The sequence below is a fragment of the Chitinophaga sp. 05T412 genome (assembly GCF_056396465.1).
Genome location: NZ_JBFTLN010000015.1, coordinates 99026 through 122745 on the forward strand (window position 1 = coordinate 99026; position 23720 = coordinate 122745).

General features: G+C 47.0%; 18 protein-coding genes. 13 read left to right on the top strand and 5 right to left on the bottom strand.

From position 1 onward, the window contains the following. Nucleotides 1-106 precede the first annotated feature (106 nt). Nucleotides 107-679: a DUF1579 domain-containing protein gene (locus AC1DFM_RS27395; protein ID WP_477079960.1), complete on the bottom strand. Its 573-nt coding sequence runs from the start codon at nt 677-679 to the stop codon at nt 107-109. 148 nt (nt 680-827) lie between these two features. Between AC1DFM_RS27395 and AC1DFM_RS27400 the strand changes: the two genes are divergently transcribed. From AC1DFM_RS27400 to AC1DFM_RS27420, 5 genes are read left to right on the top strand one after another with little or no spacing between them, the layout of a single operon-like run. Beyond that, complete coding sequence (locus AC1DFM_RS27400) at nt 828-3158, top strand: GAF domain-containing protein (protein WP_477079961.1); 2331 nt, start codon at nt 828-830, stop codon at nt 3156-3158. Nucleotides 3159-3182: 24 nt separating this feature from the next. Next, a complete protein-coding gene (locus tag AC1DFM_RS27405) occupies nt 3183-4661 on the top strand; it encodes a phytoene desaturase family protein (protein ID WP_477079962.1) in 1479 nt (492 codons plus the stop codon). Nucleotides 4662-4686: 25 nt separating this feature from the next. Continuing rightward, nucleotides 4687-5940: a YeiH family protein gene (locus AC1DFM_RS27410; RefSeq protein WP_477079963.1), complete on the top strand. Its 1254-nt coding sequence runs from the start codon at nt 4687-4689 to the stop codon at nt 5938-5940. Between the two features lie 27 nt (nt 5941-5967). Beyond that, nucleotides 5968-7623: a hypothetical protein gene (locus AC1DFM_RS27415; protein WP_477079964.1), complete on the top strand. Its 1656-nt coding sequence runs from the start codon at nt 5968-5970 to the stop codon at nt 7621-7623. Between the two features lie 30 nt (nt 7624-7653). Next, the gene (locus AC1DFM_RS27420) at nt 7654-9276 is read left to right on the top strand and encodes a hypothetical protein (protein WP_477079965.1); all 1623 of its coding nucleotides are present in this window, start codon (nt 7654-7656) and stop codon (nt 9274-9276) included. A gap of 3 nt (nt 9277-9279) precedes the next feature. Here the strand turns inward: AC1DFM_RS27420 and AC1DFM_RS27425 are convergent, their stop codons facing one another. Next, nucleotides 9280-11763: an Hsp70 family protein gene (locus tag AC1DFM_RS27425; protein WP_477079966.1), complete on the bottom strand. Its 2484-nt coding sequence runs from the start codon at nt 11761-11763 to the stop codon at nt 9280-9282. Between the two features lie 4 nt (nt 11764-11767). After that, nucleotides 11768-12091, bottom strand: a complete 324-nt coding sequence (locus AC1DFM_RS27430) for a hypothetical protein (protein WP_477079967.1) — start codon at nt 12089-12091, stop codon at nt 11768-11770. A gap of 123 nt (nt 12092-12214) precedes the next feature. On the opposite strand from AC1DFM_RS27430, the gene AC1DFM_RS27435 reads away from it, so the two are divergent. The 4 genes from AC1DFM_RS27435 (at nt 12215) to AC1DFM_RS27450 (ending at nt 16474) form a co-directional block, all read left to right on the top strand. Then, complete coding sequence (locus AC1DFM_RS27435; protein WP_477079968.1) at nt 12215-13078, top strand: sugar phosphate isomerase/epimerase family protein; 864 nt, start codon at nt 12215-12217, stop codon at nt 13076-13078. 27 nt (nt 13079-13105) lie between these two features. Beyond that, nucleotides 13106-14470, top strand: coding sequence for a Gfo/Idh/MocA family protein (locus AC1DFM_RS27440; protein ID WP_477079969.1), 1365 nt, complete (start codon nt 13106-13108; stop codon nt 14468-14470). Between the two features lie 202 nt (nt 14471-14672). Continuing rightward, nucleotides 14673-15755, top strand: coding sequence for a sensor histidine kinase (locus AC1DFM_RS27445; RefSeq protein WP_477079970.1), 1083 nt, complete (start codon nt 14673-14675; stop codon nt 15753-15755). After that, nucleotides 15752-16474, top strand: a complete 723-nt coding sequence (locus AC1DFM_RS27450) for a LytR/AlgR family response regulator transcription factor (RefSeq protein ID WP_477079971.1) — start codon at nt 15752-15754, stop codon at nt 16472-16474. The genes AC1DFM_RS27445 and AC1DFM_RS27450 overlap by 4 nt, the downstream gene beginning before the upstream one ends. Before the next feature lies 1 nt (nt 16475). Here the strand turns inward: AC1DFM_RS27450 and AC1DFM_RS27455 are convergent, their stop codons facing one another. Next, entirely contained in the window at nt 16476-18218 is a 1743-nt protein-coding gene (locus tag AC1DFM_RS27455; RefSeq protein WP_477079972.1) for a hypothetical protein, read from the bottom strand. Nucleotides 18219-18400: 182 nt separating this feature from the next. On the opposite strand from AC1DFM_RS27455, the gene AC1DFM_RS27460 reads away from it, so the two are divergent. Next, the gene (locus tag AC1DFM_RS27460; RefSeq protein ID WP_477079973.1) at nt 18401-19840 is read left to right on the top strand and encodes an arylsulfatase; all 1440 of its coding nucleotides are present in this window, start codon (nt 18401-18403) and stop codon (nt 19838-19840) included. Between the two features lie 80 nt (nt 19841-19920). Here the strand turns inward: AC1DFM_RS27460 and AC1DFM_RS27465 are convergent, their stop codons facing one another. Beyond that, nucleotides 19921-20907: an aldo/keto reductase gene (locus AC1DFM_RS27465; protein WP_477079974.1), complete on the bottom strand. Its 987-nt coding sequence runs from the start codon at nt 20905-20907 to the stop codon at nt 19921-19923. Between the two features lie 163 nt (nt 20908-21070). Between AC1DFM_RS27465 and AC1DFM_RS27470 the strand changes: the two genes are divergently transcribed. The 3 genes from AC1DFM_RS27470 (at nt 21071) to AC1DFM_RS27480 (ending at nt 23707) form a co-directional block, all read left to right on the top strand. Continuing rightward, entirely contained in the window at nt 21071-21982 is a 912-nt protein-coding gene (locus tag AC1DFM_RS27470; RefSeq protein ID WP_477079975.1) for a helix-turn-helix domain-containing protein, read from the top strand. Nucleotides 21983-22042: 60 nt separating this feature from the next. Beyond that, a complete protein-coding gene (locus AC1DFM_RS27475) occupies nt 22043-22471 on the top strand; it encodes an SRPBCC family protein (RefSeq protein ID WP_477079976.1) in 429 nt (142 codons plus the stop codon). Between the two features lie 189 nt (nt 22472-22660). After that, nucleotides 22661-23707 carry a type II asparaginase gene (locus AC1DFM_RS27480; RefSeq protein ID WP_477079977.1) on the top strand — a complete coding sequence of 349 codons (1047 nt, stop codon included), beginning with the start codon at nt 22661-22663 and terminating at the stop codon, nt 23705-23707. Nucleotides 23708-23720: the final 13 nt, after the last annotated feature.

A 23720-nucleotide genomic window follows, 5' to 3' on the forward strand; every position in this document is an offset into this window, starting at 1 on the left:
AAGCAAAAAGCTATTGTAGCGAGTGAACTAATGGGGATATAATATCCGCTAAAATCATCCGCTACAATAGATTTTTGCTTTTCGCTTTATGCTTTCTGCTCCCAAGTTACTTCCTCGTCAGCGCTATTTCCATCTCCTTATGTTCTTTCCCGTCCTGGGTCCTGAACATTTCCATTACCTGGTGGTCTTTGTCTTTCCACGTGGTCACCTGCCTTAGCCAGCAGTCTTTTCCGGTGATGGGATCTACTACTTTACCCTTTAATTCCAGGGAGTGGGTGGCATCATTCCAGTTGCCTTCCATAATGGTGACACCGGTACCCATGTTGTCGATCCAGGTGTCAATAAATACTTTGCGTTGGTTATCAAACGCCATGGTGCCAATACCTTCAAACGGCATTCCCATCATATTGGCGGTATAACGGCTTTCGCAATAGCGGCCGCCCAGGATCATTTTGTTGACGCAGGCGCCGGTGGTTTTGGTCGGAGGGCCATCGGGCTTATCCCACATGGTCATGTCAGCGGTCCATTCGCCATCGGCTATGGCCATTTTCTGATGTACAGGTCCTGGCGTCATGTATTCCATCCAGGCCTTCATCATGGCGGCAGAATCCTGCTGTGCGTAAGTGTTGGAGGTAATTAACAGGCATAATGCGGCCGTTAATAAATAGATCGTTTTCATGATGTGTAGTTGTTTAGTTGTTGTTATAACTGGGGTATCTTGAATTACAGGTCAACAAGGTAAGTTATTTCTATAAACGCGCCATGGTATGCGTGTTACACCTTCCAAATTCCATACCTTTGATAACGAAAGAATAATCCCAGTCGTTATGCGAGCAACCATATTGGATGTGTCGGCAGAAAAAGGACCGCCGCCGGCTATAGATGCCGCTATTTCCTTTGAACCCTTTATGTCATGGCTGAAGAAGCGGATCAGTGAGGAACATACCGTAAAAGGACGCATTTATTCAGAAACGCTCAGTCGTTTCGAAGCTTCCGGTATCTGTCACCAGGACATGAGCCTGGCAGATACCCAGCAGTATACCGAATTATTGGAATACGTATATGCGTGCCTGTCGCCTTCCATGAAGGCAGAAGATGAAGTCGCCTGGGGCCTCAGCTTCCCTTTTTCCCCGGGTACGTTTTATGGTACGGAGCCGTTGTATGAGTTGCTGGAAGTGCGACTTGAATATAGTAAGTATGAGGTAACCCGTACTGCCACAGATTATCGCCGCGACTGGCTGCAGCTGTTTTATTCTTTCATACTGCAACGGCTATATAATTTTTTTGTACCGGTTACCCGGGAGCAATATCATACGGGTACTAACAAAGCCACGGGGCTATTGCAACATTATGCGGTGACCATTAATACTGATTTTATAGACGTTACTGCCAGCGGGCCTTTGCCGGAACTGGATGCGGTGCAGTTATATGCCCATCTGAGTGAAGGCGGAGGTTTTGAAATACTGGAAGATTTGCTGCCATTACACTTGTTCCGCTGCCGCGGATTTTGTGTGATCACTGTCACCGATGTTACCGCGCAGCAGGCGATAGAGAATATTGAGAAAGTAAGACTTTCCCGCACCTCGCTGGTAGCGGAAAAGAATTTTCATGAAGTGATACAGGCGCTGAAATCGTTGGTACGTAACAGTAAGATTGAATTCGACCTGTTCCCTTTTTTGCGTGTCAATGGGATGCCTGTATATAGCCTTGAAAAAGGGGGGACCGGTATTTTGTTTGAGGTATGGGGAGAAGACCGGCTTTCGCCGGAAGAGTTTGCGCGGCAGGCGAAAGCGTTTGCTTATAAACCCATCTTCTTTTTTTCTTCTGATATTTGGCGCGAAACCCGTAAGGAATATGCGTTCCTGGAGCATTTTCGCAAGCAGGGGGTAAGGTCGCTGGGGCTGCTGCCGGTTTTCCATTTGCATGAGCTGGTAGGCATCGTAGCGGTGCATACCTGGGGCGAAGATACCTTTGATGACAAAACGCTGGCATTGCTGGAACCCGCCAGAGGAGCGATTGCACAGCTGTTCCAGATTTATATAGAAGAATTTAATCTGGAGATAGAATCCGTGATCAAGGAGAAGTTTACGTCTATACAACCTGCTGTACAATGGAAGTTTAATGAAGCCGCGTGGCAGTATTTGTATCATACCAAAAAGCATCTGCCGGCAACTATTCAAAATATTCTTTTTGAGCAGGTATATCCTTTATACGGCGCTATTGATATCCGTAATTCTACCATAGAAAGAAATAAAGCCATTGTGGCGGATCTGGTAACACAGTTGGGCGTGCTTGCTGCTACCCTGGATAGTTTGCGCGCGGTGCAGGAAAATGACCTGCTCCGGCAGATGATTTACCATTGTCAGCAATGGCAGCAGGCGCTGGTAGAAGGCCAGTTGAGTCCTGCCCAGGAAAATGAATTGAACCGTTTTCTGAATGAGGAGTCGGTGCAGTATTTACAGCATATTGCTTTGCAGTTTCCCGGAACGCGGGAAGCGATAGAAGCTTGTTTGCAAAGTCTTTCTGGTGATGCCAATAAAGCGGCGCTGGAAAGTGCGATGCAGCTGATCAATTTAACCATCAACGAGTTTTTCGAATCGGAGAAAAACAAATTCCAGGAATCTTATCCCTGCTATTTTGAGAAATTCAGAACAGATGGGGTAGAGTATGATATCTACGTGGGGCAGGCTATTGCGCCTAATAAACCTTTTGATCATTTCCACCTGAAGAATCTCCGTTTATGGCAGTTGTCGTCTATGGTAACGATTGCGGGCCTGACGCATGGTCTGTTATCAAAAATGGAGACGAAGCTGCACACTACGCAGTTGATCTTTGTGCATAATCATCCGATAGACATCAGCTTCCGGGCAGATGAGCGTAAATTCGATGTAGAGGGTGCATATAATATCCGTTATCAGATGATTAAAAAGCGAATTGATAAAGTGCATATCCGGGATACAGAGGAACGTTTAACACAACCCAATAAAATAGCGTTGATTTACTCCGATCGCAAGGATGTGGAAGATTACCTGCCTTTTATCCGTTATTTACAGGATACCCGCGTATTACAGCCGGAAATGGAGGAATTGGAGTTGGAGGATTTGCAGGGACTCGGTGGTTTACAAGCTATCCGCGTGGAGATTGTGTTGCCGGCGTAAGGAGTAGTGGATTTAAAGAAGCGTTTGCATTCCCGTGAATGGTTTATTTTATTTGCAGAACGCATCCACCGGATGCCAACAGCCATGGAGAAAAAAGACATTGATGTTATTATAGTTGGATCGGGGCCTAATGGCCTGGCTGCCGGCATACGCCTGCAGCAGGCGGGAGTATCTGTATTACTGCTGGAGGCAAAAGATACAATAGGTGGAGGCATGCGTACGCAGGAGCTGACGTTACCCGGTTTTTACCACGATGTTTGTTCTGCCATACATCCGATGGCGATGGGCTCTCCTTTTTTCTCGAAGCTGCCGTTGGCTGATTATGGGCTGTCGTTTATACAACCGCCGCTGGCTGCCGCGCATCCTTTTGATGATGGTACGGCGGCTTTCCTGGCCCGGTCGCTGGATGAAACTGTGGCTGCGCTGGGCGCAGATGGACCCGCATATCGCGGGTTGATTCAACCGGTAGCCGATCATTGGGGATTGGTAGCGGAAGATGGCCTGGGCCCTTTTGCCATTCCGCGTCATCCATTGATCATGGCGAAGTTTGGGTGGAATGCATTACGTTCCGCCGAAGCGGTGTCCAAAAGATTTACTACTACTGCTGCGAGGGGACTATGGGCGGGCATGTGTGCCCACTCCATTTTGCCGCTCACCAATTTAGTCTCTGCAGGCATTGGCATGGTACTCACCGCAGTAGGACACCAATATGGCTGGCCCGTACCCAAAGGTGGTTCACAGGCTATTGGTCATGCGCTGGCGCAACATTTCATTTCACTAGGCGGAAAAATTCAAACAGGCGTACACGTTAGTTCGTTGTCGCAGTTGCCGTCGCATCATGCGGTGATGTTTGACCTCACGCCCAAACAGTTGCTCGGGATTGCGGGCGACCGGTTTTCAGCTGGTTATAGGAAGCAGTTGACCCGTTATCGTTATGGGCCGGGCGTGTTTAAAATAGATTGGGCGCTGAGTGGGCCGGTGCCTTTTACTGCGGAAGCTTGTCGCCGTGCGGGCACGGTACACCTGGGTGGTACGTTCGAAGAAATAGCATTGTCGGAGCAACGTGCCTACGATGGCCGGCTGAATGAATCGCCTTATGTACTGCTCACGCAGCAAAGCTTATTTGATGAAAGGGCGCCGGCCGGCAAACACACTGCCTGGGCCTATTGCCACGTACCGAATGGCAGCGACGTAGATATGACTGCCATCATAGAAAAACAAGTAGAGCGATTTGCCCCCGGTTTCCGGGACCTGATTCTGGCAAAGCATACCATGAACACACAGCAGATGGAAGCCTATAATCCGAACTATGTAGGCGGTGATATCAATGGCGGGATACAGGATATCCATCAATTGTTTACGCGCCCGGTGTTGCGACTAAACCCTTACCGGACTTCCGCCAAAGGGATCTACATCTGTTCGTCTGCCACACCGCCGGGAGGCGGCGTACATGGTATGTGTGGATATCATGCCGCTAATACGGTATTGAAGGATATGTTTTAATACGTCACTATCTTAATGAATCTATATGCGGGTAGCAAAGCCTTATTTGCAGGAAGACTGGGCCATTGTTGCGCTTGGTTTTCTGATTATCCTTCTTTCCATGGCCGGTGTAGCAGTGGGCATACCTGAATATAAATGGGCCGGCACGGCCGATTTAACCGGCAAAATATTGACCGGTGCCAACCTCCTGAAAATCGGCGCACAATTTATTTATGTGATACTCATTGCCTTACCGGGATCTTTCTTAACAGGAAAATCATTGAAAAATACGTTGCTGGTTTTTCCGGTGGTGTTTGTATTAACAACGCTGGCGCTGATGGTAGCCGGCAATGCTACGTTAAATGATTACGGACTGGAAGCCGTGATTTTCAGTCTTATTATCGGGCTGTTGATAGGTAACCTCTTTTCCTTGCCTGCCTGGTTCAGGGAATCGCTCACCTCGGAGTTTTTTGTAAAAATAGGATTGGTGTTGCTGGGTACCACCATCATTTTTTCGGATGTAATGAAAGCGGGTGGCCTGGGGCTTATACAGGCGCTGGCAGTGGTATTATCAGTATGGTATTTTTCCTATTGGGTATGTAAGCGGTTGAAGATAGATAACGAACTCACGATGATGCTTTCCAGCGCGGTATCTATTTGTGGGGTATCTGCCGCCATTGCTACGGCTGGTGCTATTAAGGGAGATGCAAAGAAGCTGTCGCTGGTAATTTCCCTGGTACTGATTACCGCCATTCCTATGATGATTTTTATGCCGATGATTGCTCATTACTTTAACTTCCCGGAAGCAGTAACCGGGGCGTGGCTGGGCGGCAGTATTGATACTACCGGCGCGGTGGTGGCTTCTGGTTCACTGGTAGGGGAAACGGCTCTGAAAGTGAGCACCATCGTTAAGTTTTCACAGAATGTATTATTAGGCGTTGCTGCTTTTGCGATCTCTGTTTACTGGACGTATACCAAACATCCCAATGCCGGCGATGCTAATACCAAGCCTACGTTGAAAGTAATCTGGGAGCGGTTTCCAAAATTTGTGATTGGATTTATCCTGGCTTCGCTGGTGTTTTCCTTTTTTGTTTCACCGGCTACGGTAGCCACTTTAAAAGGGCCCTTGAAAAGTTTGCAGGGACTCTGGTTTGCGCTGGCATTTACCAGTATCGGCCTGGAAACAAATTTCAAAGACCTGATTGGTACCGAAAGCAGGAAGCCCGTATATGCGTTCCTGATAGCGCAGTCGTTTAACGTGGTAGTAACACTGGTACTGGCTTACCTCTTATTTTCATAAAGTAAATTTTTAGTACTTTGGGGAGATATGAAATACCTTAATCCCGTTGCCGTTTTGGAAGAAATGAATGGTGCTGCCGTAGATGTAGCAGATACCGCCGCGGTATCCCTTCTCCGGAAAAAAATGATGGCAGAACTGGAACTGACTACAGACAAGGTATTACAGATCAACGGCGTATGGTGGAGTAAAAACGACCTCCTGAATTTTTTTGATCAGCTGCAAGACAACACCACTTTACATTATCATCAGGAAATAAATGCAGATCCGGTATTATCAAACTTCCTGACAACAGGTAATATCACCGGACTATTCATAACAAAGGCGCTATACAAAGACAAATCATTCCTGTCTTTTGTAGCGCCTTTTTATGAGCCGTTCTTTACGCATACAGTATTGTCTGGCTTGCAACAGCAGCAGGTGGCTTCATTGCAATCTCTTTTTGCCAACCCGGTATTGCTGGACGGCGAAAGTATGAAGCGGAGTTATGATAAAATATTCCGTTTGTTAAAAGAACAGCGGCAGCAGGTAGAATCGAAGAGAGATACCGTGAGCGTTTACGGACATGCCAGCTGGGAAGAAGTGGAACATTTGGTAAGTCTTACACAGGTAGCACTGTTGAATACGCTGCCGAAGGCTTTTCATATGGAAAGAAGTGAATTCGGTATTACGATGATCAACTTTGCACTGGCACTACATCACTTTGGATATAAGAAGAGGGCGCTGTTGGTGATGGCGAATGTGCAACAGTTGAAAAGTGTGGAGTATGTGCAGGAAACCGCTATAAAATATACCGCGTATATCAAAGAAGGGGTGGAGCCTACGGCGCTGCCGGTGTTCCGGCCGGAGCCGACTACCGCATTGGGCAAGCTGCTGGCCAAATGGGGACTAACGAGAGAACGGCTGATACAAATAGGTGTGATGATATTCACGGTAATGGTGATCATGATAGGATCACAATTTGAAAAAAAGGAAATCCCCCGGCAATTATTTGCCCCCGCGCAAGGGAATGCTTTTTCCGGTTCCCGTACTTATTGGACCATGGAATACCTGTTGTCGCAACTGGTGATGAATCCATACGCACCAACAGAGGGCGTGGAGAAACACCCGTCACTGAAACTACTGGCTACCGGTGATGATGTATATGGTCCCGCCTTTATGGAAGCGTTGAGCCATCAGGGTGCTGTGGGCGAATTTTTTGTGCAGCCTTTATACTATCATCCGGGACCACTGGTGCCAGAAGATAGTGCCTGGATGGATGCGAAGCATTCGCGGAATTTATGTGTATTTAATCATCAGAAAAGTGGATTGATTGTATTGGTACAAACACCGGATTCTTTTTATTCCCGCTTTGTTAGCCCGCAGGATAGTGCTTTTATGCCATTGCCTTTGCTGCTCAGTAAAGTATTCTTTTATGTAGGTGATGAATGGAATTCCGACTGGGAAGGTTATAAACACATGGATTATGTACCTGATTATACGATAAGAGGGTTGTTTATGAAACCAGCCCTGAACCAGGATATTTTTCTACGTAAAGCTGCCCTGCAGTTTATATTGGACAAGGATTACTGGAAAACATCCGACAGATATATTCCTGTAGAAATAACGTTGGCTGCGGACGATCGGCCGCTATTGAAGCTACTATCGGATAATACCAATGGTATTCAGTTGAAGGTAGGAGATTAGTGTTATGCTTTTTTCTTATTTTGCTGTCAGATGAAGTACCTGAACCCACTGGATTTTCTGACAGCATTGCATGGTGGACCCGTAGATTTGCGGGACAACAGCGCGTTATCCCTTCTCCGGAAAAAATCATTAGCAGAACTGGAATTATCGGATGATAAAATGTTACGGGTCAATGAGCAGCTGCTCAGTAAAAATGACCTGCTGCTGTTTTTCGACCGGTTACAATCATCCCAGGAACTGCTATATCACCAGCAAATAGCGGCAGACACCATCCTTTCCCATTTCCTGCAAACCGGTGAAATAACCGGAAGGATAGCTGATCATCCATTGTACCACGATAGGGAATTCCTGTCTTTTATAGCACCTTATTACGAGCCCATGTTTACTACCGGTGTGGTGAACAGTTTGAAAACACAGGATATTGCTACCCTGAAACACCTGTTTAGCGGCCCGTTGCTGCTGGATGGGCCTCATATTACCACCAGTTACCGGCAGGTGTTGCGTTATCTGAAAGCATTGGATAATGAACTGAAGGCGGCCATCGAGGATATTTATAACGGTGGCGGATATACGTGGAAGAAGCTGGAACGATTTGCCAATGTAACATTCATCACGCAGCTGAATATATTACCGCCGGAGTTTGAAAAGTGGAGAAGCGATTATGGCATTAGCCTGATTAACTTGTCACTGGCTATTTATAAAACAGCATTCAGGCAGGGAAAGCAAGTACTGGATTTGGTGGCGCAATTGCATACCACTGATTATGTGCAGGAGCGTCAGCAGGTACGGAAGAAGGAATTAAAGGAGTACAAGATAAAACACCGGCCACTGGTAGATCTGCTGGGATCGCTGACAGACTCTTTTCGGCCCGATTGGTTGACGGAGAGAGCGGCGGGTAGATGGGTGCTGCTATTGGTGGGATTAATTGTGTTTGGAATCGGTATCAATAAGATGGGGAGTATGCCTCATAGCAGCCCTGCCAGCAAGCTGCACAAGGAAGTGGATATATTTTCCAACATGCGTACCCGGCTCCCGGTGAGCTTCCTGCTAGAGCAACTGGATCATGCAAAGGTCGCAAAGCTGGAACTGGATACCAGCAAGCCTGGTTATAAAACAGGTGATGACGTATACGGACCTGATGTGATGAAGTCTATGAGTGGCATTCCTTATACGCCACCATTCCGGCTGGAGGAAATAAAAATAGAGGAAGATAGTACAACATCTGCTGACGGAACTTTTACAGATCCTGCACACCGGCAAAGTCTTCACTTATTTAACCGGCTGGAAGTGCCTATGGTGGCGCTGGTACAAACACCGGACTCGTTTTACTCCCGTTTTGTATCGGCACATGATAGTCTTTTTATACCTCTGCAAACAACGGCTAACCGTATCTACTTTTATATAGGTCAATATTGGACTATTGCTACCCAGGCACCGGGTAGCAATACGATACTGTTACCGGGATATTTTGCAGGCAGCTATAAAAATTCAGATACCTTTCTGCGGGAGAGTGCGTTAACGTTTATACTGGACCCGGTGTACTGGCGCCGTTCCAATAGATATATTCCATTGGAGATCGGCGCTGACGAACATTTATATACTAATCTGCTGGATAATGATGCATCTGGTGTATCCCTGTACCTGGGTAATTAGCGTTTAGCCGATACCGGTACCTTTCAGTGGCTGATTGTTTTTCTTATCATCCGGCATCAGGTTGTGAAGCTGATACACAGCGGCTTTCAGCTCTTCATAGTTTTGCCGGGCCAGTGCTTTTTCTCCGATTTCCATGAACCTCGCCGCCATTTGCGGATTAGTATAATCGTTGGGAGGAATGTTGGCGTAAAAATGATAGTTATTGATCCAGGTGGATGGTTTATTACGAACAATTTCCCAGCCAAGGTTAATGAGCTCGTCTGTTTTGGCTTTGATGGTATAATAACTCAGTGAGGAGAGGAAGGTGCTTTCTTCTTTGGTAATTTGCTCAAACCGCGCTAATCTGCCTTCATCTTTTTCTTCCTGGATATGCCACAGGCAATACTCTTTTTGCTTGAAATATTGCTCTGTTACTTCCACTATTTGCTGGTCTTTCCCGGTGTTATCCAGTTGTTGCGCCAGTTTACGTTTTCGTTCTTCCAGCTGATATTTTTCATCGGTTACATCATCTATGGTGAGCATTTCCAATCGATCGCTGATAGTATCCAGGTCGGATTGGATGTCCTGCACGATAGCCGCCAGCTCGTATTGCTGGCTGTTTTTAAACCGTTTCATTTTGTCGGATGCTTGTATTTTCAGCTGATGGATATCGTCCTGTAGTTTGCCGATGTTGATTTGCCGCACCATGGGGTTGAAGATTTCCGAAAACTCCTGGTCGTTCATAAGCAGCACGGCTTTAACAGAAAGGTCTCTGCTTTCGCTGATCTGCAAGGTGATTTCCACATCGGAGCCTTTCACCAGATCGGTGATGAGGTCGGAGCTTTTGATTTCAATCATGCCCAATGGTACACAGCTACCGGGAATGGCGTAGCGGCTTCCTTCCACTACGTTGATGAGTAAGCTATCGTGTCCGCTGCGGAGGATTGTTTTCATCACCTCTTTGATAATGGTTTTGCGCAGGGGGAGGATAGCATTCTTTTCAAAGATAAGTTCCAACTTGGTGGTATTGTTTTCCAGATCATCTATTTCTATGCAGATGTCGTTGGGCAGTGGCTGTCCATGGATGTTAAATTTCCCCTGCGTGATAGCAATAGCCGGGGCGCCTACTGCCAGTTCGTTGTGGGCGGCATCAAATACCAGGATATTGAAAATGTTATTGCTGTTTTCGGCCAGCAGCAGCATTTCAGAAATACGTTCCTGTAGTGGTTTAATACCGCTGTCGTAGCCACCATCGGCGCGCACAATGCGATAGCTCAGTCCTGTTACGGGGCCGGTAACAATGGCGGTGAAATATTCTTCTTTGTCGGCAGTATTTTTTTGATAGGCTGTTTTGAAATGTATGTCGGGGGCGTTGCTGTCGGCGGGTTTATTTTCCCGGGCTTCCGGTGCAGATACCGAGCGGGTGCCGGCGTACCATGCGGCGCCTACGGCCACGGCGGTAGTAGGGTCTACACTGCAATTAACCGGGATGCCTAGTTGCGACGCCACCAATGTTTTTACTAACGGTATATACGTGCTGCCGCCAATCATCACGACTTCCATCACATCGGCAGCCGTGAGCTGGTTGCGGGTCAATATCTTTTTAACGAGGTCTACAGAGTATTGGATACTATCGTATATAGTGGTTTCGAAGTCCTCGCGGGTGATGGTCAGGTAAATATCCTGGTCATCGATTTCGAATTCTATTTCCGCGGTGGCGCTGCTGGTGAGTTGTACTTTTACTTCTTCTGCTTTTTTCAGCAGGATATGATACAGGGTATTGTATTTACCACGGGCGCTGCGCAACTGGTTGAGCAGGTCTGGATAATTACCTTGTTGCTGTAGTTGCGGTACTACCAGTTTTTCGATGATTGCAATGTCGAAGTCTACGCCACCGAGGTAGTTATCGCCTTCATGGTCTACCACACGCATTTCTCCATCCACGATTTTCACCAACGCCACGTCGAACGTGCCACCACCAAGATCATATACGAGCCATTGTCCCTGTAAACCGGCGGCATTGCTTTGTTTGTTGGCAAAGGCAAGACTGGCGGCAATAGGTTCCTGCAACAGCTGTACTTCGCGGAATCCGGCGTCGTTGCCGGCTTTCTTGGTAGCATTGGATTGTATGGTATCGAAAGATGCCGGGATGGTGATCACTACGGCATCCGGTTTTTCTCCGGTATAAATAAAGTTTTTCAGCTCCCGCAGCACCAGGGCAGATAATTCCATCGGTGTTTTAAAGTCGGCTGTATTGGGCACAAAGAAAGATTCCGATGTACCCATTTTTCTTTTGAAAGAAGAGAATACATTTTCCGGATCTTTTTCTATCAGTTCACGGGCTTTATCGCCAACAATGATCCGGTCTTTCCGGAAAGCGACCACTGACGGCAGTGTTTCTTTCTGGCCAAATGGATTCTTGAATATTTCAACGCTGCCGTTCTGGAATTTGCCGATCAGGGAATTGGTGGTACCGAGGTCTATTCCGAAATTAATTTGGTGGCTCATAGGCTTATTTTGCTGCGGCGATGACAACACCTTTTTGTAAAATGGATTTTTGTCCGCCGTTGGTATAGTATACAACCGGTTTAATTACGTTCACAATTTCCATTTCCGGCGCCATATCACCGGTAATGCTGGCTTCGTAATCTATTCTTGTTTCGTGGTAAGTTTCACCCAGTGGGTTCAGGATAGTATATCCCGCTTCCTCAAAATGTTGTTTGATCCGGTCCACATTCCGTTGGAGGGACTGCAACTCAGGTTTGGCCGCTGTTTTCTTGTCCAGTTCAAATACCTGGTTGATGATCCTGATGTGAAGGGTTAATAATGGGTCCATTCGGTAAATTGTGTTGTTCGCAAATATATTGATTTGGAAATAGAAAGCGATTGCATTTTGTTTTTCCGGAATTACATATTATCTTAAAGCTGTTCCAATTCCACATAAAATTACCCGGACGTTATGAAAACATGGTTACTACTCCTTTTTTCTGTCTGCTTTGCCCCGTTTTTGCAATCGAATGCACAAACGCCTTTGCCGGCCATAGGCATCTGTGCTTCTTTGTCGAATGATAGCCTGGCTGCGGGCAGCGGATTTACTTATCTGGAAGAAACGGTGCGTAAAGTATTATCTCCTTCACTCACGGAAGCGCAGTTCCGAGAGCAGCTACCCGCGCTGCGTGGCAGTCGCTGTAAAGTGCAGAGCTGTAATGTATTTATCCCGGGGTATATGAAACTCACCGGCAACGAAGTCAATGAAACAAGGATACTCGGCTACGTGGACTCTGTGATGCAGCGCGCCAAAATAGCCGGTGTAAAGCTCATAGTACTGGGAAGCGGCGAGGCCCGTAAAATGCCGGATGGGGCAGACCGTAAACAGGTAACTGAACAGTTCATTTTATTGTGCCGTAAAATGGCGGTTATTGCGGCCAAATACGATTGTGTGATTGCCATGGAGAACCTGAATAAATCAGAAACCAACTTCGTTAATACACTGGCAGAAGGCATTGAAATAGCAACAGCCGTGCATCATCCCAATTTCCGGCTCACCGCGGATATCTATCATATGCTGCGGGAAAATGAATCCCCGGCCAGCATAGAAAAAGCCGGTAGCCTGCTGATACATTGCCATATTGCAGAAAGAGAAAATCGCGCAGCCCCTGGCGTAGCCAAACAGGATTTTAAGCCTTATTTCGAGGCGTTGCATAAAATAGGATTCAAGGGGCATATCATGATGGAATGTAGATGGGACGACCCCGCCAAACAATATAAACCTGCCTTCGATTACCTGCAGCAGCAATTAAAAGAAGCCTGGGGCCTTCAATAAATCACCACAGAAAAAAATCGCTCTTATATGTCAGCATCTAAAAAAACAAGGCGGGAATTCCTGCAACAATCCTTACTGGCGGGAGCCGGTATTACTATCAGCGCCATGGGTATGCCTGCCAGCAGCTATGCCCGCATTATGGGCGCCAATGATCGTATCAATGTAGGTTTGGTAGGGTTTTCTGACCGCGCCAGACAAGCACTGATGCCGTCCTTCTTTAATAACAACAAAGAGCTGAACTTCGACCTGATCGCCGTGTCCGATATATGGAACCGTCGCCGGGAAGAAGGTAAGGCTTTCCTGGAGCAGAAAACAGGGCATAACGTACAAGCCTGTATGAATAATGATGAGTTGTATAATATCAAAGGACTCGATGCCGTATTTATTGCATCGCCCGACTTTGCACATGCCCATCATACCATAGAAGCTGTAAAAAATAAATGCGATGTATACAGCGAAAAGCCATTCGCTGAAACCATGGAAGATGCCCGCAATGCACTGAAAGCGGTGAAATCTTCCGGACGTATTATGCAGGTAGGTACGCAACGCCGCAGTGGCCCCAGCTACCACGCTGCCGCCAACTTCATCAAAGAAGGCAAATTTGGTCCTATTACCATGGTGGAAATGACCTGGAACGTGAATCAACCCGGCCGCTGGCGCCGCCCGGACCTGGTAAAATCCATCCGTGAATCGGATACCGATTGGAAACGTTTCCTTGCAGGCCGCCCCGCCGATAGCTGGGACCCGCGTAAATACCTGGAATATCGCCTGTTCTGGCCTTATTCTTCCGGTATCTTCGGCCAGTGGATGACACACCAGATTGATACTGTACATTGGTTCAGCGGTCTGAAACATCCACGTAGCGCCGTTGCCAACGGTGGCATCTATATGTGGAAAGATGGCCGTAAAAATCCGGATACCCTCACCGCCGTATTTGATTATGGTCCGGAAAATGACCCCGGCAACGGTTTCCAGGTAATGTATAGCAGCCGTTTCCATAACTCTGCCGGCGGTACCAAAGAAATTTATTTTTCCAATGGCGGTACCATCGATATGTCTACCAACAAGATTACTTCTACCGGCGGACTAACCGAAAGAGAAGCACAGGAAATGGGCATGCATGCCAACCTGCTGACACCACAAACCCTCAGCAATGAAGATGCAGCAGCTACCAGTGCCAACACCGGCGGCGATCCACTCACCAATGCACACGTTCGTAACTGGATGTCGTGTGTGCGTGAACGTAAGCAACCCAATGCACCTATTGAAGCCGCATATTCCCATTCTATTGCACTGATCATGGGCAATGCCGCTTATCGCACCGGCATGAAATCCACCTTCGATGAAGCGACCCAGGAAGTAATGGTAGGTGGAAAGGTGTTTACTATGTAGTACACTTACAGCGAACAATATCTCCCGAAGGCAGTAACAGCAAAACATTGGTTGTTACTGCCTTTTTGTTGACATTCACCCGATGGGAGCTCTTTACTGATTTAATTTTTGCCATATCTGCCCCTGTGACCGTTTTGTATAAAAAAATGCCCGCTTGATAGAAAAAGACCTACCCGTTTGCCCCCCGTTCCGTAATTTTAAGATGAATAGCTATACAGTAATAGTGGAACCACCCAATATGCTGAACGATACTTATAAGAATCCATTTCTGAAATTTTTGCTAACTCCGCAAATGAAGGTTTACCGCCATTTAACCTTCATTTGTTCGTTATTAGTGATCATCACCACAGGGAACTCCGACCTGAAGCAGGGAATGGAGCTGTACCTAAAGCTCACGGTGTTTACGCTGTTGATGCTGCCTCCTTATATCAACCTGTATGTGCTGGTGCCCCGGTTGCTGTTTACCCGGAAATACCTGCAATACTTCGGAGCCGTCATATTGATTATTGTTTCTTTTTATTGCCTCATCGCGTTTGTGCTACGCCCTTATTTCGAGCAGTTCTCCCGCGCTCCCAAAGAAGATAAGTCCACCCCCATGGATATTCTTTCTTTCAGCATCCTCTTCGGCATCTTCATTGCCGCCACCACGGCTATCAAGCTGTTTCAACGATGGATCATCGACAGCCAGCGTATTCATCAGCTGGAAAATATACGGCTGAACACGGAATTACAGGAGCTGAAAAGCCAGATCAATCCACATTTTCTGTTCAATATGCTCAACAATGCGCATGTGCTCACGCAGCGGGACCCGGTGAAAGCTTCGCAGATATTACTCCGCCTGTCGGCCCTCCTGCGTTACCAGCTATACGACAGCAATCGCGCACAGGTATTGTTAAGCGCCGACATTCGTTTTTTACACGATTTCCTGGATCTTGAAAAGATCCGCCGCGATTTTTTTGAGTTTACCATCACTGATCATACTGGCGGCGACCAGGTATTGATACCACCTTTCCTGTTCATTCCCTTTGTGGAAAATGCCGTGAAACATAGCGTAGATCCCATGGGGAAATCGTACGTTCATTTGAAGTTTAACCGGCAACAGGATAAGCTTATCTTTGAGTGTATTAATTCAAAGCCGGCGGTGATGCCGCCAGCAGAAGAATATGGACGCCTGGGGCTCACCAACGTGAAACGCCGGCTGGACCTGCAATATCCGGATACCCACCGGCTGGTGATGGTAACCGATGCCACAGAATATCATATCACTTTAACCATACCGGTATGAATTGCATCATTGTTGATGATGAGCCATTGGCCAGAGAAGGGCTGGAAAGCTTGATAGCAGCGGATCAGCGACTGCACCTGAAAGGTTGCTTTAACAATGCCCGCTCTGCGGCCGACTTCCTGGCACTGAATAAAGTGGATCTTGTATTCCTGGATATTCAAATGCCCGGCATGAATGGACTGGATTTTGCCAAAGCCATCTCCCCGGAAACACTGGTCGTATTTACCACGGCTTACTCCGAATATGCCCTGAACAGCTATGAAGTAGATGCCGTCGACTACCTCGTAAAACCCCTCTACCAGGAACGCTTCGTGAAGGCGGTGAACAAGGCGCTGCTATACCGCGGCATGCTCGATGAATCGCACCAAACCACAGGTAGCGCGTCTGTAGCTAATGACGCTGTATATGTGAAGGCCGACCGGAAATTTTTTCAGGTGTATTTCAAAGACATCCTGTTCATTGAAGGACTGAAAGATTATGTCATCCTGCATGTACCCGAGCGGAAAATTATCACCGCCATGAACATCAAAACCATTTATGATCAGCTGCCGCCACAACTGTTTGTGAGAGTCAGCAAATCCTATATTGTAAACGCGCAACATATCCACACCTTCGATAATAATACCATCTACATCCAGCATCATGAAATAGCGATCGGTAATAATTACCGGACTTATTTTTTTGATGAATTTGTGAAGAAGAAATTACTCAGCAAGTAAACTAAAAGAAGATATCCATTTCGAGTCCTGAGAAATAACGGGTAGCCCGATTCGGTGATAATATGGCACCATAGCTGATCTTCAGCGGTAAGAAATATTGCGCCGGAATACGTAACCACACCGGCATGTTATAATAATTCAGGTTAATCAGCGATGCCAGTTGTAAACCTATTGTAGGCACAAAAATGAACGCCGTATTATGATGGGAAAACTCCAGGCCTGCTTCTGTGTAATTATAAATGCCAATAAATTTCCGGTCGGTAATCCATAAGTCGAAATTACTCCGCACGCCCACCCGCGCCTGTTGCACATCCCAGGTGTTGTCTTTGTACTGCGCCGCGGCCGATCGCACAAGACTATAACTCGCCGTATAGCCAAGCCAGTAGTCGAACGTTCCTCTTTTACCTCCTTTACTGTTCAACGAATAGTTGTTGGCGAAGTTGCCCACGTTAAACCGGAAGTCTATTCCCCGGAAATATTCATTGCTCGTGAAGTTACTGTTAATCCCCACTACGAGGGAGTTGGCTACTCTGCTGCGTACAAAGTTGCGATAATACAGCGGGCGATTGGCCTGTTGCATGGCGGGGGTAATCACGGTTTGACTATCCATCACTGCTGCCAGATCGGAGTTGTAAGGAATCGGTACCAAAGCCAGGCTGGGAATGTGATGAATGAGGAAGGGGGCCTGGCTGGCTTTATCGTCCGGAATGCGTTGTAGAAAAGGGGTGTAACGGTCGTCCGTATACGCCTGTTGATACGCGTTCCATAGATCCTGCAGGGATAACGTTACGGCGTTGATCACCCTGGCAGATTCGGGCGTTTCAATGGGATAGCTAATATTTTGGAGAGATGGGGATTGCTTCCAGCTGCTATGGGTGTGGTCGTATTCCCCATCGCCATAGGCGCGCCATATTTCCCCTTTCTGGTTGACTACCGTAGCGCCATTTTTGCAATAGAAATCATGTAATGCTTTGTTGTTGGTAACAGAGGCCAGGATGGTTCTGTTAACGACCAGGTGTCCGGCAGCAAAGGCATCTTCCAGGAAATGATCTGCAAAACCATTGAAGAGGAAGGCATAGTATAATAATTTGCCGGCGCCAGGATCATTGATTTTAGCCAGTCTGGCGCTTTGTTCCGCCAGGTCGATGGCCAGGGTATGCAGGGTCACATACATATTGAGCGCATTGGTATTGCTCAGTTGCCTGAATATATCATCTACCAATGCGGGATTTTCGCATTGCTTCACCTGGGCCTTATCAAAGCGACGGAGCTGTTGAAAGAATGATTTTTTATACTCATAGAAATGCGAAATATTAATGGCTGCCTGCAGCGCATAACTGAAATCTATTTTGGTGAGTTTGCCATCAGGTGCAGCAGGATAGCCCGCCGCCATATACTGCTCATGCAACGCCAGGATGCGCTGCAGTACTGAATAGCGGTAACGCAGCTGTTCTTCCAGCAGTAATGGATTGCTTTCGTGGTCACCGCTCAGCCCATTTAACACACCGTAAGACACCAGGTATTTGTCACCTTCCGTCAACGAAGGAAAATAGTAACGGTGTTGTATACTATCCGGAACAATGCCGGCATATTGCAGGAAGGACGCCAGGAGTGGTTGGTTACCTATTCGTTGCAGGAATTGAATAAAGGCTTTGTCGCCAATAGCTTTGTGTTCCCCGTACTTGTAGGCAAGCAATGGGGTGGGGAAGATGATGAACAGGAACAGTATTACTTTTTTAAGCATGTAGTATTTGGCAGGTTACTACTCAAAAGTATCGGCATCTCCGTTTCATGGCTGCGTTTTTATACGAAAGCGGCTGGTTTTTCTACCAGCAGGGCATACTGAATAATTTGGAGGGGTATCCATTTGTTGATAATACTTCCGGAATACTTTGTATTTTGGCTCACTAAGAACAATGAAGCACTATGAAGAGGAACATTTTTACCACGCTGCTACCCGCCGTGGCAGGTTGCCTGTTGTTGCAGGCGCCCGTGAAAGCGCAGCAAAAGTCAACCACTACTCCCAACATCGTTTTTATTCTGGCAGATGATTTAGGCTACGGAGACCTGAGCGCCTACGGCCAACAGAAGTTCAGCACCCCACATATTGACCAGCTGGCCAAACAGGGCATGCGGTTTACGCAGTTTTATGCCGGCACATCTGTTTGCGCTCCCTCCAGGGCTTCGCTGATTACCGGTTTACATACCGGGCATACTTTTATCCGTGGCAATAAGGAAATACAACCGGAGGGCCAGCAACCTATAGCCGATACCGTTATAACGGTGATGGAAGTACTGAAAAAGGCAGGATATACTTCCGGCATCTTCGGCAAATGGGGACTGGGGCCAGTAGGCTCTTCCGGTGATCCGCTACGTCATGGAACGGACCGCTTTTATGGATACAATTGCCAGCGGCAGTCGCATCGTTATTTCCCCACCCACCTCTGGGACAATGATACCAAAGTAGTGCTGCCGGAAAACGGACAGCTGGAGCAAATGAGTACTTACGCCCCTGACATGATCCAGGAGCAGGCGCTGCGTTTCCTCGAAGAGAACAAAAGCAAACCTTTCTTTTTATACCTGACTTATACGTTGCCGCATGCGGAGCTGCAGGTGCCAGATGATAGTTTATTCCGGCACTTCAAAGGCAAATTTGCGGAGAAACCCTATAAAGGCAACGACTATGGCCCAAAGGCCACCGTGCCAGGATATGCGTCCCAGGCTTATCCACACGCCACCTTTGCTACCATGATGACGCGCCTCGACAACTACGTAGGAGAAGTGATGGCTCACCTGAAAGCGCTGGGATTGGATAAAAACACCCTCGTGATATTCACCAGCGATAACGGTCCGCATACAGAAGGCGGTGCAGACCCGGCTTTCTTTAACAGCGCCGGCGGTTTACGCGGCGTAAAAAGAGATTTGTACGAAGGCGGTATCCGTGAGCCTTTCATTGCGCGGTGGCCTGGCCGCATAAAAGCTGGTAGCACCAATACTTTCCAGGGCGCTTTCTGGGATATCATGCCTACATTGGCCGCCCTCACCAAAGCGCCGGCAGCGCCTTATACGGATGGCGTATCCCTGTTGCCTACGTTAACAGGCACCAAAGGGCAACAGCAGCATCCTTATTTATACTGGGAGTTTCATGAAGATGGCGGTCGCCAGGCCGTGCGTCAGGGCAAATGGAAAGCCGTACGGCAGCAGGCACAGCAGCACCGGGATGGCGCAGTAGAACTATATGACCTCACCACTGATCCGGCAGAAACAAAGAATGTGGCAGCAGCACATCCGGATATTGCGGCGAAGATGGCGGGGTATATGAAGGAAGCGCATGTGGAGACGGCGTTGTATCCGTTTTTTAAATAGCTTTTAGCAGTTAGCTTTTAGTCATTAACAAAAATGCAGCGGAGATTATCTCCGCTGCATTTTTGCTAATGACTAGCTGCTCAGCTCTTATCCACCAGCTTATTCATGCCCTCCGTATACCGGGCGCCGGTGTTAGGATATTTCTTCAATAGATCTTCCAGATTTTGGAGATCAGTAGCTGTTAGGTGTACGTTGATGGCGCCGGCATTGTCCAGCAGGTATTTTCTTCTTTTGGTGCCGGGGATGGGGATAATATCTTCTCCCTGCGCCAGTACCCAGGCCAGTGCCAGTTGGGCGGTGGTACAGTTTTTACTGGCCGCCAGTTCCGCAAATCCGGTGGTGAGCAGGCGGTTGTTTTCGGCGTATTCGGCCTGATAGCGGGGCAGTTGTTTCCGGAAGTCGTTATCTGCCAATTCAGCTACGTTGAGATCGTTGGTCACGAGGCCACGGGCCAGCGGGCTGAATGGCACAAAGGTGATGCCCAGTTCTTTGCACACGGGCAGTATTTCTTTTTCCACCTCTCTGGTCAGCAGGGAGTATTCACTCTGTAATGCGCTGATAGGATGTACGGCGTATGCTTTACGCAGGGTATTGGCCGAGGCTTCAGACAGGCCCAGGTAGCGTACTTTACCTTCTTTTACCAGGTCGGCCATAGCGCCTACCATTTCTTCTACCGGTACATTCGGGTCAATACGGTGTGCATAATATAAATCGATCACATCTGTTTGGAGGCGTCTCAGACTGGCTTCCACGGCCTTTCTCATATAGGCGGGAGAGCCGTCGAAGTTACCGCTACGGACTTCCGTATTCATAGAGAATCCAAACTTGGTGGCAATGAAAATTTTGTTACGGTTGGGTTTCAGCACCTTCGAAATCAACTCTTCATTTTTGCCGGCCGCATATACATCGGCAGTATCCCAGAAGTTAATACCTATTTCAAGCGCTTTTTCAAGGGTAGCAATGGATTCTACGTCATCGGGTACACCGTAGGCATGACTCATGCCCATACAGCCCAAACCAATGGCCGACAGCTTTACATCTGTAGTTCCTAATGTTCTGTATTCCATATGATAATCTGCTTTTATTGTGTTTTGTTAATTGGATGGAGCAAAGGTAAACCACGGAGCAGGCGAAAAATTGTAGTAACGTCAGTATTACTTGTATTTTTCAAAGATATGAGCACTCCCGATTGTTTTTTAAAGGTAGCTATTATTCGTAATTTTATAGTGTATGAAGAATTATGATAAGCAATATGAAATAACGACCCCTAACAGCGTCACCACTGTTACAGACTGGTATAGCGATGATATCCGCCTTACCCATACCATCTCGGATTATTACAAGCCCGATCCGTTGCATACCAGCGTGGATAATGATGTGGTACGGCTACATTTCGGCATCAAAGGCGATTATGCTTTTTCCTATAAACAACTAAACCGCTCTTTTGACCTGGTAGGAGGGCATCATAACATCATGTACTCCGATGGCTTTGAAATTGAAGTACAACCTAAAACGCCGGAAATAGAAACCTTTGGGATACAGTTTCCCAAAAGCCTGTTCATTGAGTTTACACAAACGGGGAATGATGGGCTGCAACGATTTTGTGAACATATCCTGGCGGGCCGGCACGCATTGCTCTCTGAAAACTGGGGACCTATCGATCCCGCTACACAGGCCGTGATTGGACAAATCATGCAATGCCGTTTTACCGGACAATTGAAGAAATTATTCCTGCTGTCAAAAAGTATCGAATTGCTGGTGCTATCGGCAGAAGCATATAATTATGCTGCTGCAAAGAAAGACATCTTCCTGAAAAGTAAAGCCGACAAAGAAAAAATTATTGCCGTCAGGGATTTGATCCATGAACGTTTAAATAACCCGCCTGGACTCTCTGAAATAGCACAACTGATAGGGATGAACGAATATAAACTCAAACGGGGTTTTAAAGAAACATTCAACAGCACCGTATTTGAATACCTCACCGGTCAACGTTTGGAACTGGCCAATCAATACCTGTTGGATACCGAAAAAACATCTGCAGAAATAGCGTATGAATTAGGCTACGCTACCCCACAACATTTTAACAATGCCTTTAAAAAGAAATTCGGCGTTACCCCTAATTCGGTTAGAATAAATCCGTAAAATGCAATTCATGCTTGCTGTAACCGCCTAATATTGTAGTAACCTTTTAAATACTTTATTATGGACAAGCATCTGACAATGACGGCATCTGTTAACATTCAAGCTCCCACATCCAAAGTGTGGACTGCCATCACCGATAAAACACAGATCAAAGCATACTTTTTTGGAACAGACGTATATAGCGACTGGAAAAAGGGAAGCCCGGTAATCTGGTCCGGTGAATGGGAAGGACAACGATATGAAGAAAAAGGAGAAGTGCTGGATGTAGAAAAAGAGCAGCTGTTATCTTATAGCTACCTGAGCACCGGCAAGGAAGACATCCCTGAAAATTATTCCACCGTCATTTATCGCCTCGAGAAAGATGAACAGGGGAATACTCATTTTACAGTGATCCAATCCAACTTCACCGACCAGGCAGCCTGCGATCATTCTAAAGAAAACTGGAAGCAGATACTGGATGGTCTGAAGAAAGTAGCAGAGAGCAATTAATTTTTGTTTTTTGGGAAAAGTTTGGGGAGATGTAAGCGGACAGCCGCTTATGTCTCCCCAAATTTTTTTCCATCTTTCCAGATCAAAAAAGGAAGACAAAAACCGTCTTCGAACAATGTGGCGGCTTCCGGTGTTCTAATATCCTGACAATTCCTACCAAACAATCTAAAGGTATTAAAAGCATTACATATGAGATCCTTGTATACTTTAATTATTGTATTATTTGTTTGTGTAACAGCGTTTGCCCAGAAGCCCCGCATCATCATTCTGGCCACAGGTGGTACTATTGCCGGAGAGGGCGCATCTGCCGACCGCGCAGCGTATACCGCCGGAAAGGTGCCTATTGCGTCTTTACTGAAGGCGGTTCCGGGTGTTGAAAACATCGCTGATATTACCGGAGAACAGGTAGCGAACGTAGGTAGCCAGGATATGACCATTGACATCTGGATGAAACTCAACAAACGCATCAATGAAATTTTTGCCCATAATGAAGCCGAAGGCGTGGTGATTACACACGGTACCGATACACAGGAAGAAACCGCCTATTTCCTGAACCTGACAGTACGCACAGATAAGCCGGTGGTGATCACTGGTTCTATGCGCCCATCTACCGCTATCAGCGCCGATGGACCCAAAAATTTATTCGATGCCATTACCGTGGCTGCTGATCCTAAATCCAGCGATCGTGGCGTAATGGTCGTATTTAATGAAAGCATCTTTGATGGCCGTGATGTATCCAAAGGCAGCACTACCAAAGTAGATGCCTTCCGCGCTCCGAACACCGGTCCAATAGGCCAGGTATACGATGGTAAAGTCGTTTATTACATGAGCCCTCTTCGTAAAGCAAATAAAGAAACCCCTTTCAATATTACCGGAGATAAAGCATTGCCTAAAGTAGGTATCGCCTATATGTATGCAGATGCAGAACCTGGTCCTATCAACACGTTTGTAAAAGAAGGTTATAAAGGCATCATCATTGCCGGTGTGGGTAATGGTAACTTCAACAAGGCCTTTTATGATGCCATTGATGCAGCTGTGAAAAAAGGGGTGGTAGTGGTAAGGGATAGTCACGTTGGCTCTGGCAGGGTTACACAATACGATGAAGTAGATGATAAAAAGCTCGGCACTATTGTGAGCGATGACCTCAATCCTCAGAAAGCAAGGATACTCCTGATGTTGGGGCTTACCCAAACGGGCAACAAGGATATTTTACAGAGTTATTTCTTTAAATATTGATGGATTAATAAAC

What these genes read in the sequence shown, in the direction of transcription:
- AC1DFM_RS27395 (WP_477079960.1), bottom strand. Translation starts at nt 679, where the DNA reads ATGAAAACGATCTATTTATTAACGGCCGCATTATGCCTGTTAATTACC.
- AC1DFM_RS27400 (WP_477079961.1), top strand. Translation starts at nt 828, where the DNA reads ATGCGAGCAACCATATTGGATGTGTCGGCAGAAAAAGGACCGCCGCCG.
- AC1DFM_RS27410 (WP_477079963.1), top strand. Translation starts at nt 4,687, where the DNA reads ATGCGGGTAGCAAAGCCTTATTTGCAGGAAGACTGGGCCATTGTTGCG.
- AC1DFM_RS27415 (WP_477079964.1), top strand. Translation starts at nt 5,968, where the DNA reads ATGAAATACCTTAATCCCGTTGCCGTTTTGGAAGAAATGAATGGTGCT.
- AC1DFM_RS27420 (WP_477079965.1), top strand. Translation starts at nt 7,654, where the DNA reads ATGAAGTACCTGAACCCACTGGATTTTCTGACAGCATTGCATGGTGGA.
- AC1DFM_RS27425 (WP_477079966.1), bottom strand. Translation starts at nt 11,763, where the DNA reads ATGAGCCACCAAATTAATTTCGGAATAGACCTCGGTACCACCAATTCC.
- AC1DFM_RS27430 (WP_477079967.1), bottom strand. Translation starts at nt 12,091, where the DNA reads ATGGACCCATTATTAACCCTTCACATCAGGATCATCAACCAGGTATTT.
- AC1DFM_RS27435 (WP_477079968.1), top strand. Translation starts at nt 12,215, where the DNA reads ATGAAAACATGGTTACTACTCCTTTTTTCTGTCTGCTTTGCCCCGTTT.
- AC1DFM_RS27440 (WP_477079969.1), top strand. Translation starts at nt 13,106, where the DNA reads ATGTCAGCATCTAAAAAAACAAGGCGGGAATTCCTGCAACAATCCTTA.
- AC1DFM_RS27445 (WP_477079970.1), top strand. Translation starts at nt 14,673, where the DNA reads ATGAATAGCTATACAGTAATAGTGGAACCACCCAATATGCTGAACGAT.
- AC1DFM_RS27450 (WP_477079971.1), top strand. Translation starts at nt 15,752, where the DNA reads ATGAATTGCATCATTGTTGATGATGAGCCATTGGCCAGAGAAGGGCTG.
- AC1DFM_RS27455 (WP_477079972.1), bottom strand. Translation starts at nt 18,218, where the DNA reads ATGCTTAAAAAAGTAATACTGTTCCTGTTCATCATCTTCCCCACCCCA.
- AC1DFM_RS27460 (WP_477079973.1), top strand. Translation starts at nt 18,401, where the DNA reads ATGAAGAGGAACATTTTTACCACGCTGCTACCCGCCGTGGCAGGTTGC.
- AC1DFM_RS27465 (WP_477079974.1), bottom strand. Translation starts at nt 20,907, where the DNA reads ATGGAATACAGAACATTAGGAACTACAGATGTAAAGCTGTCGGCCATT.
- AC1DFM_RS27470 (WP_477079975.1), top strand. Translation starts at nt 21,071, where the DNA reads ATGAAGAATTATGATAAGCAATATGAAATAACGACCCCTAACAGCGTC.
- AC1DFM_RS27475 (WP_477079976.1), top strand. Translation starts at nt 22,043, where the DNA reads ATGGACAAGCATCTGACAATGACGGCATCTGTTAACATTCAAGCTCCC.
- AC1DFM_RS27480 (WP_477079977.1), top strand. Translation starts at nt 22,661, where the DNA reads ATGAGATCCTTGTATACTTTAATTATTGTATTATTTGTTTGTGTAACA.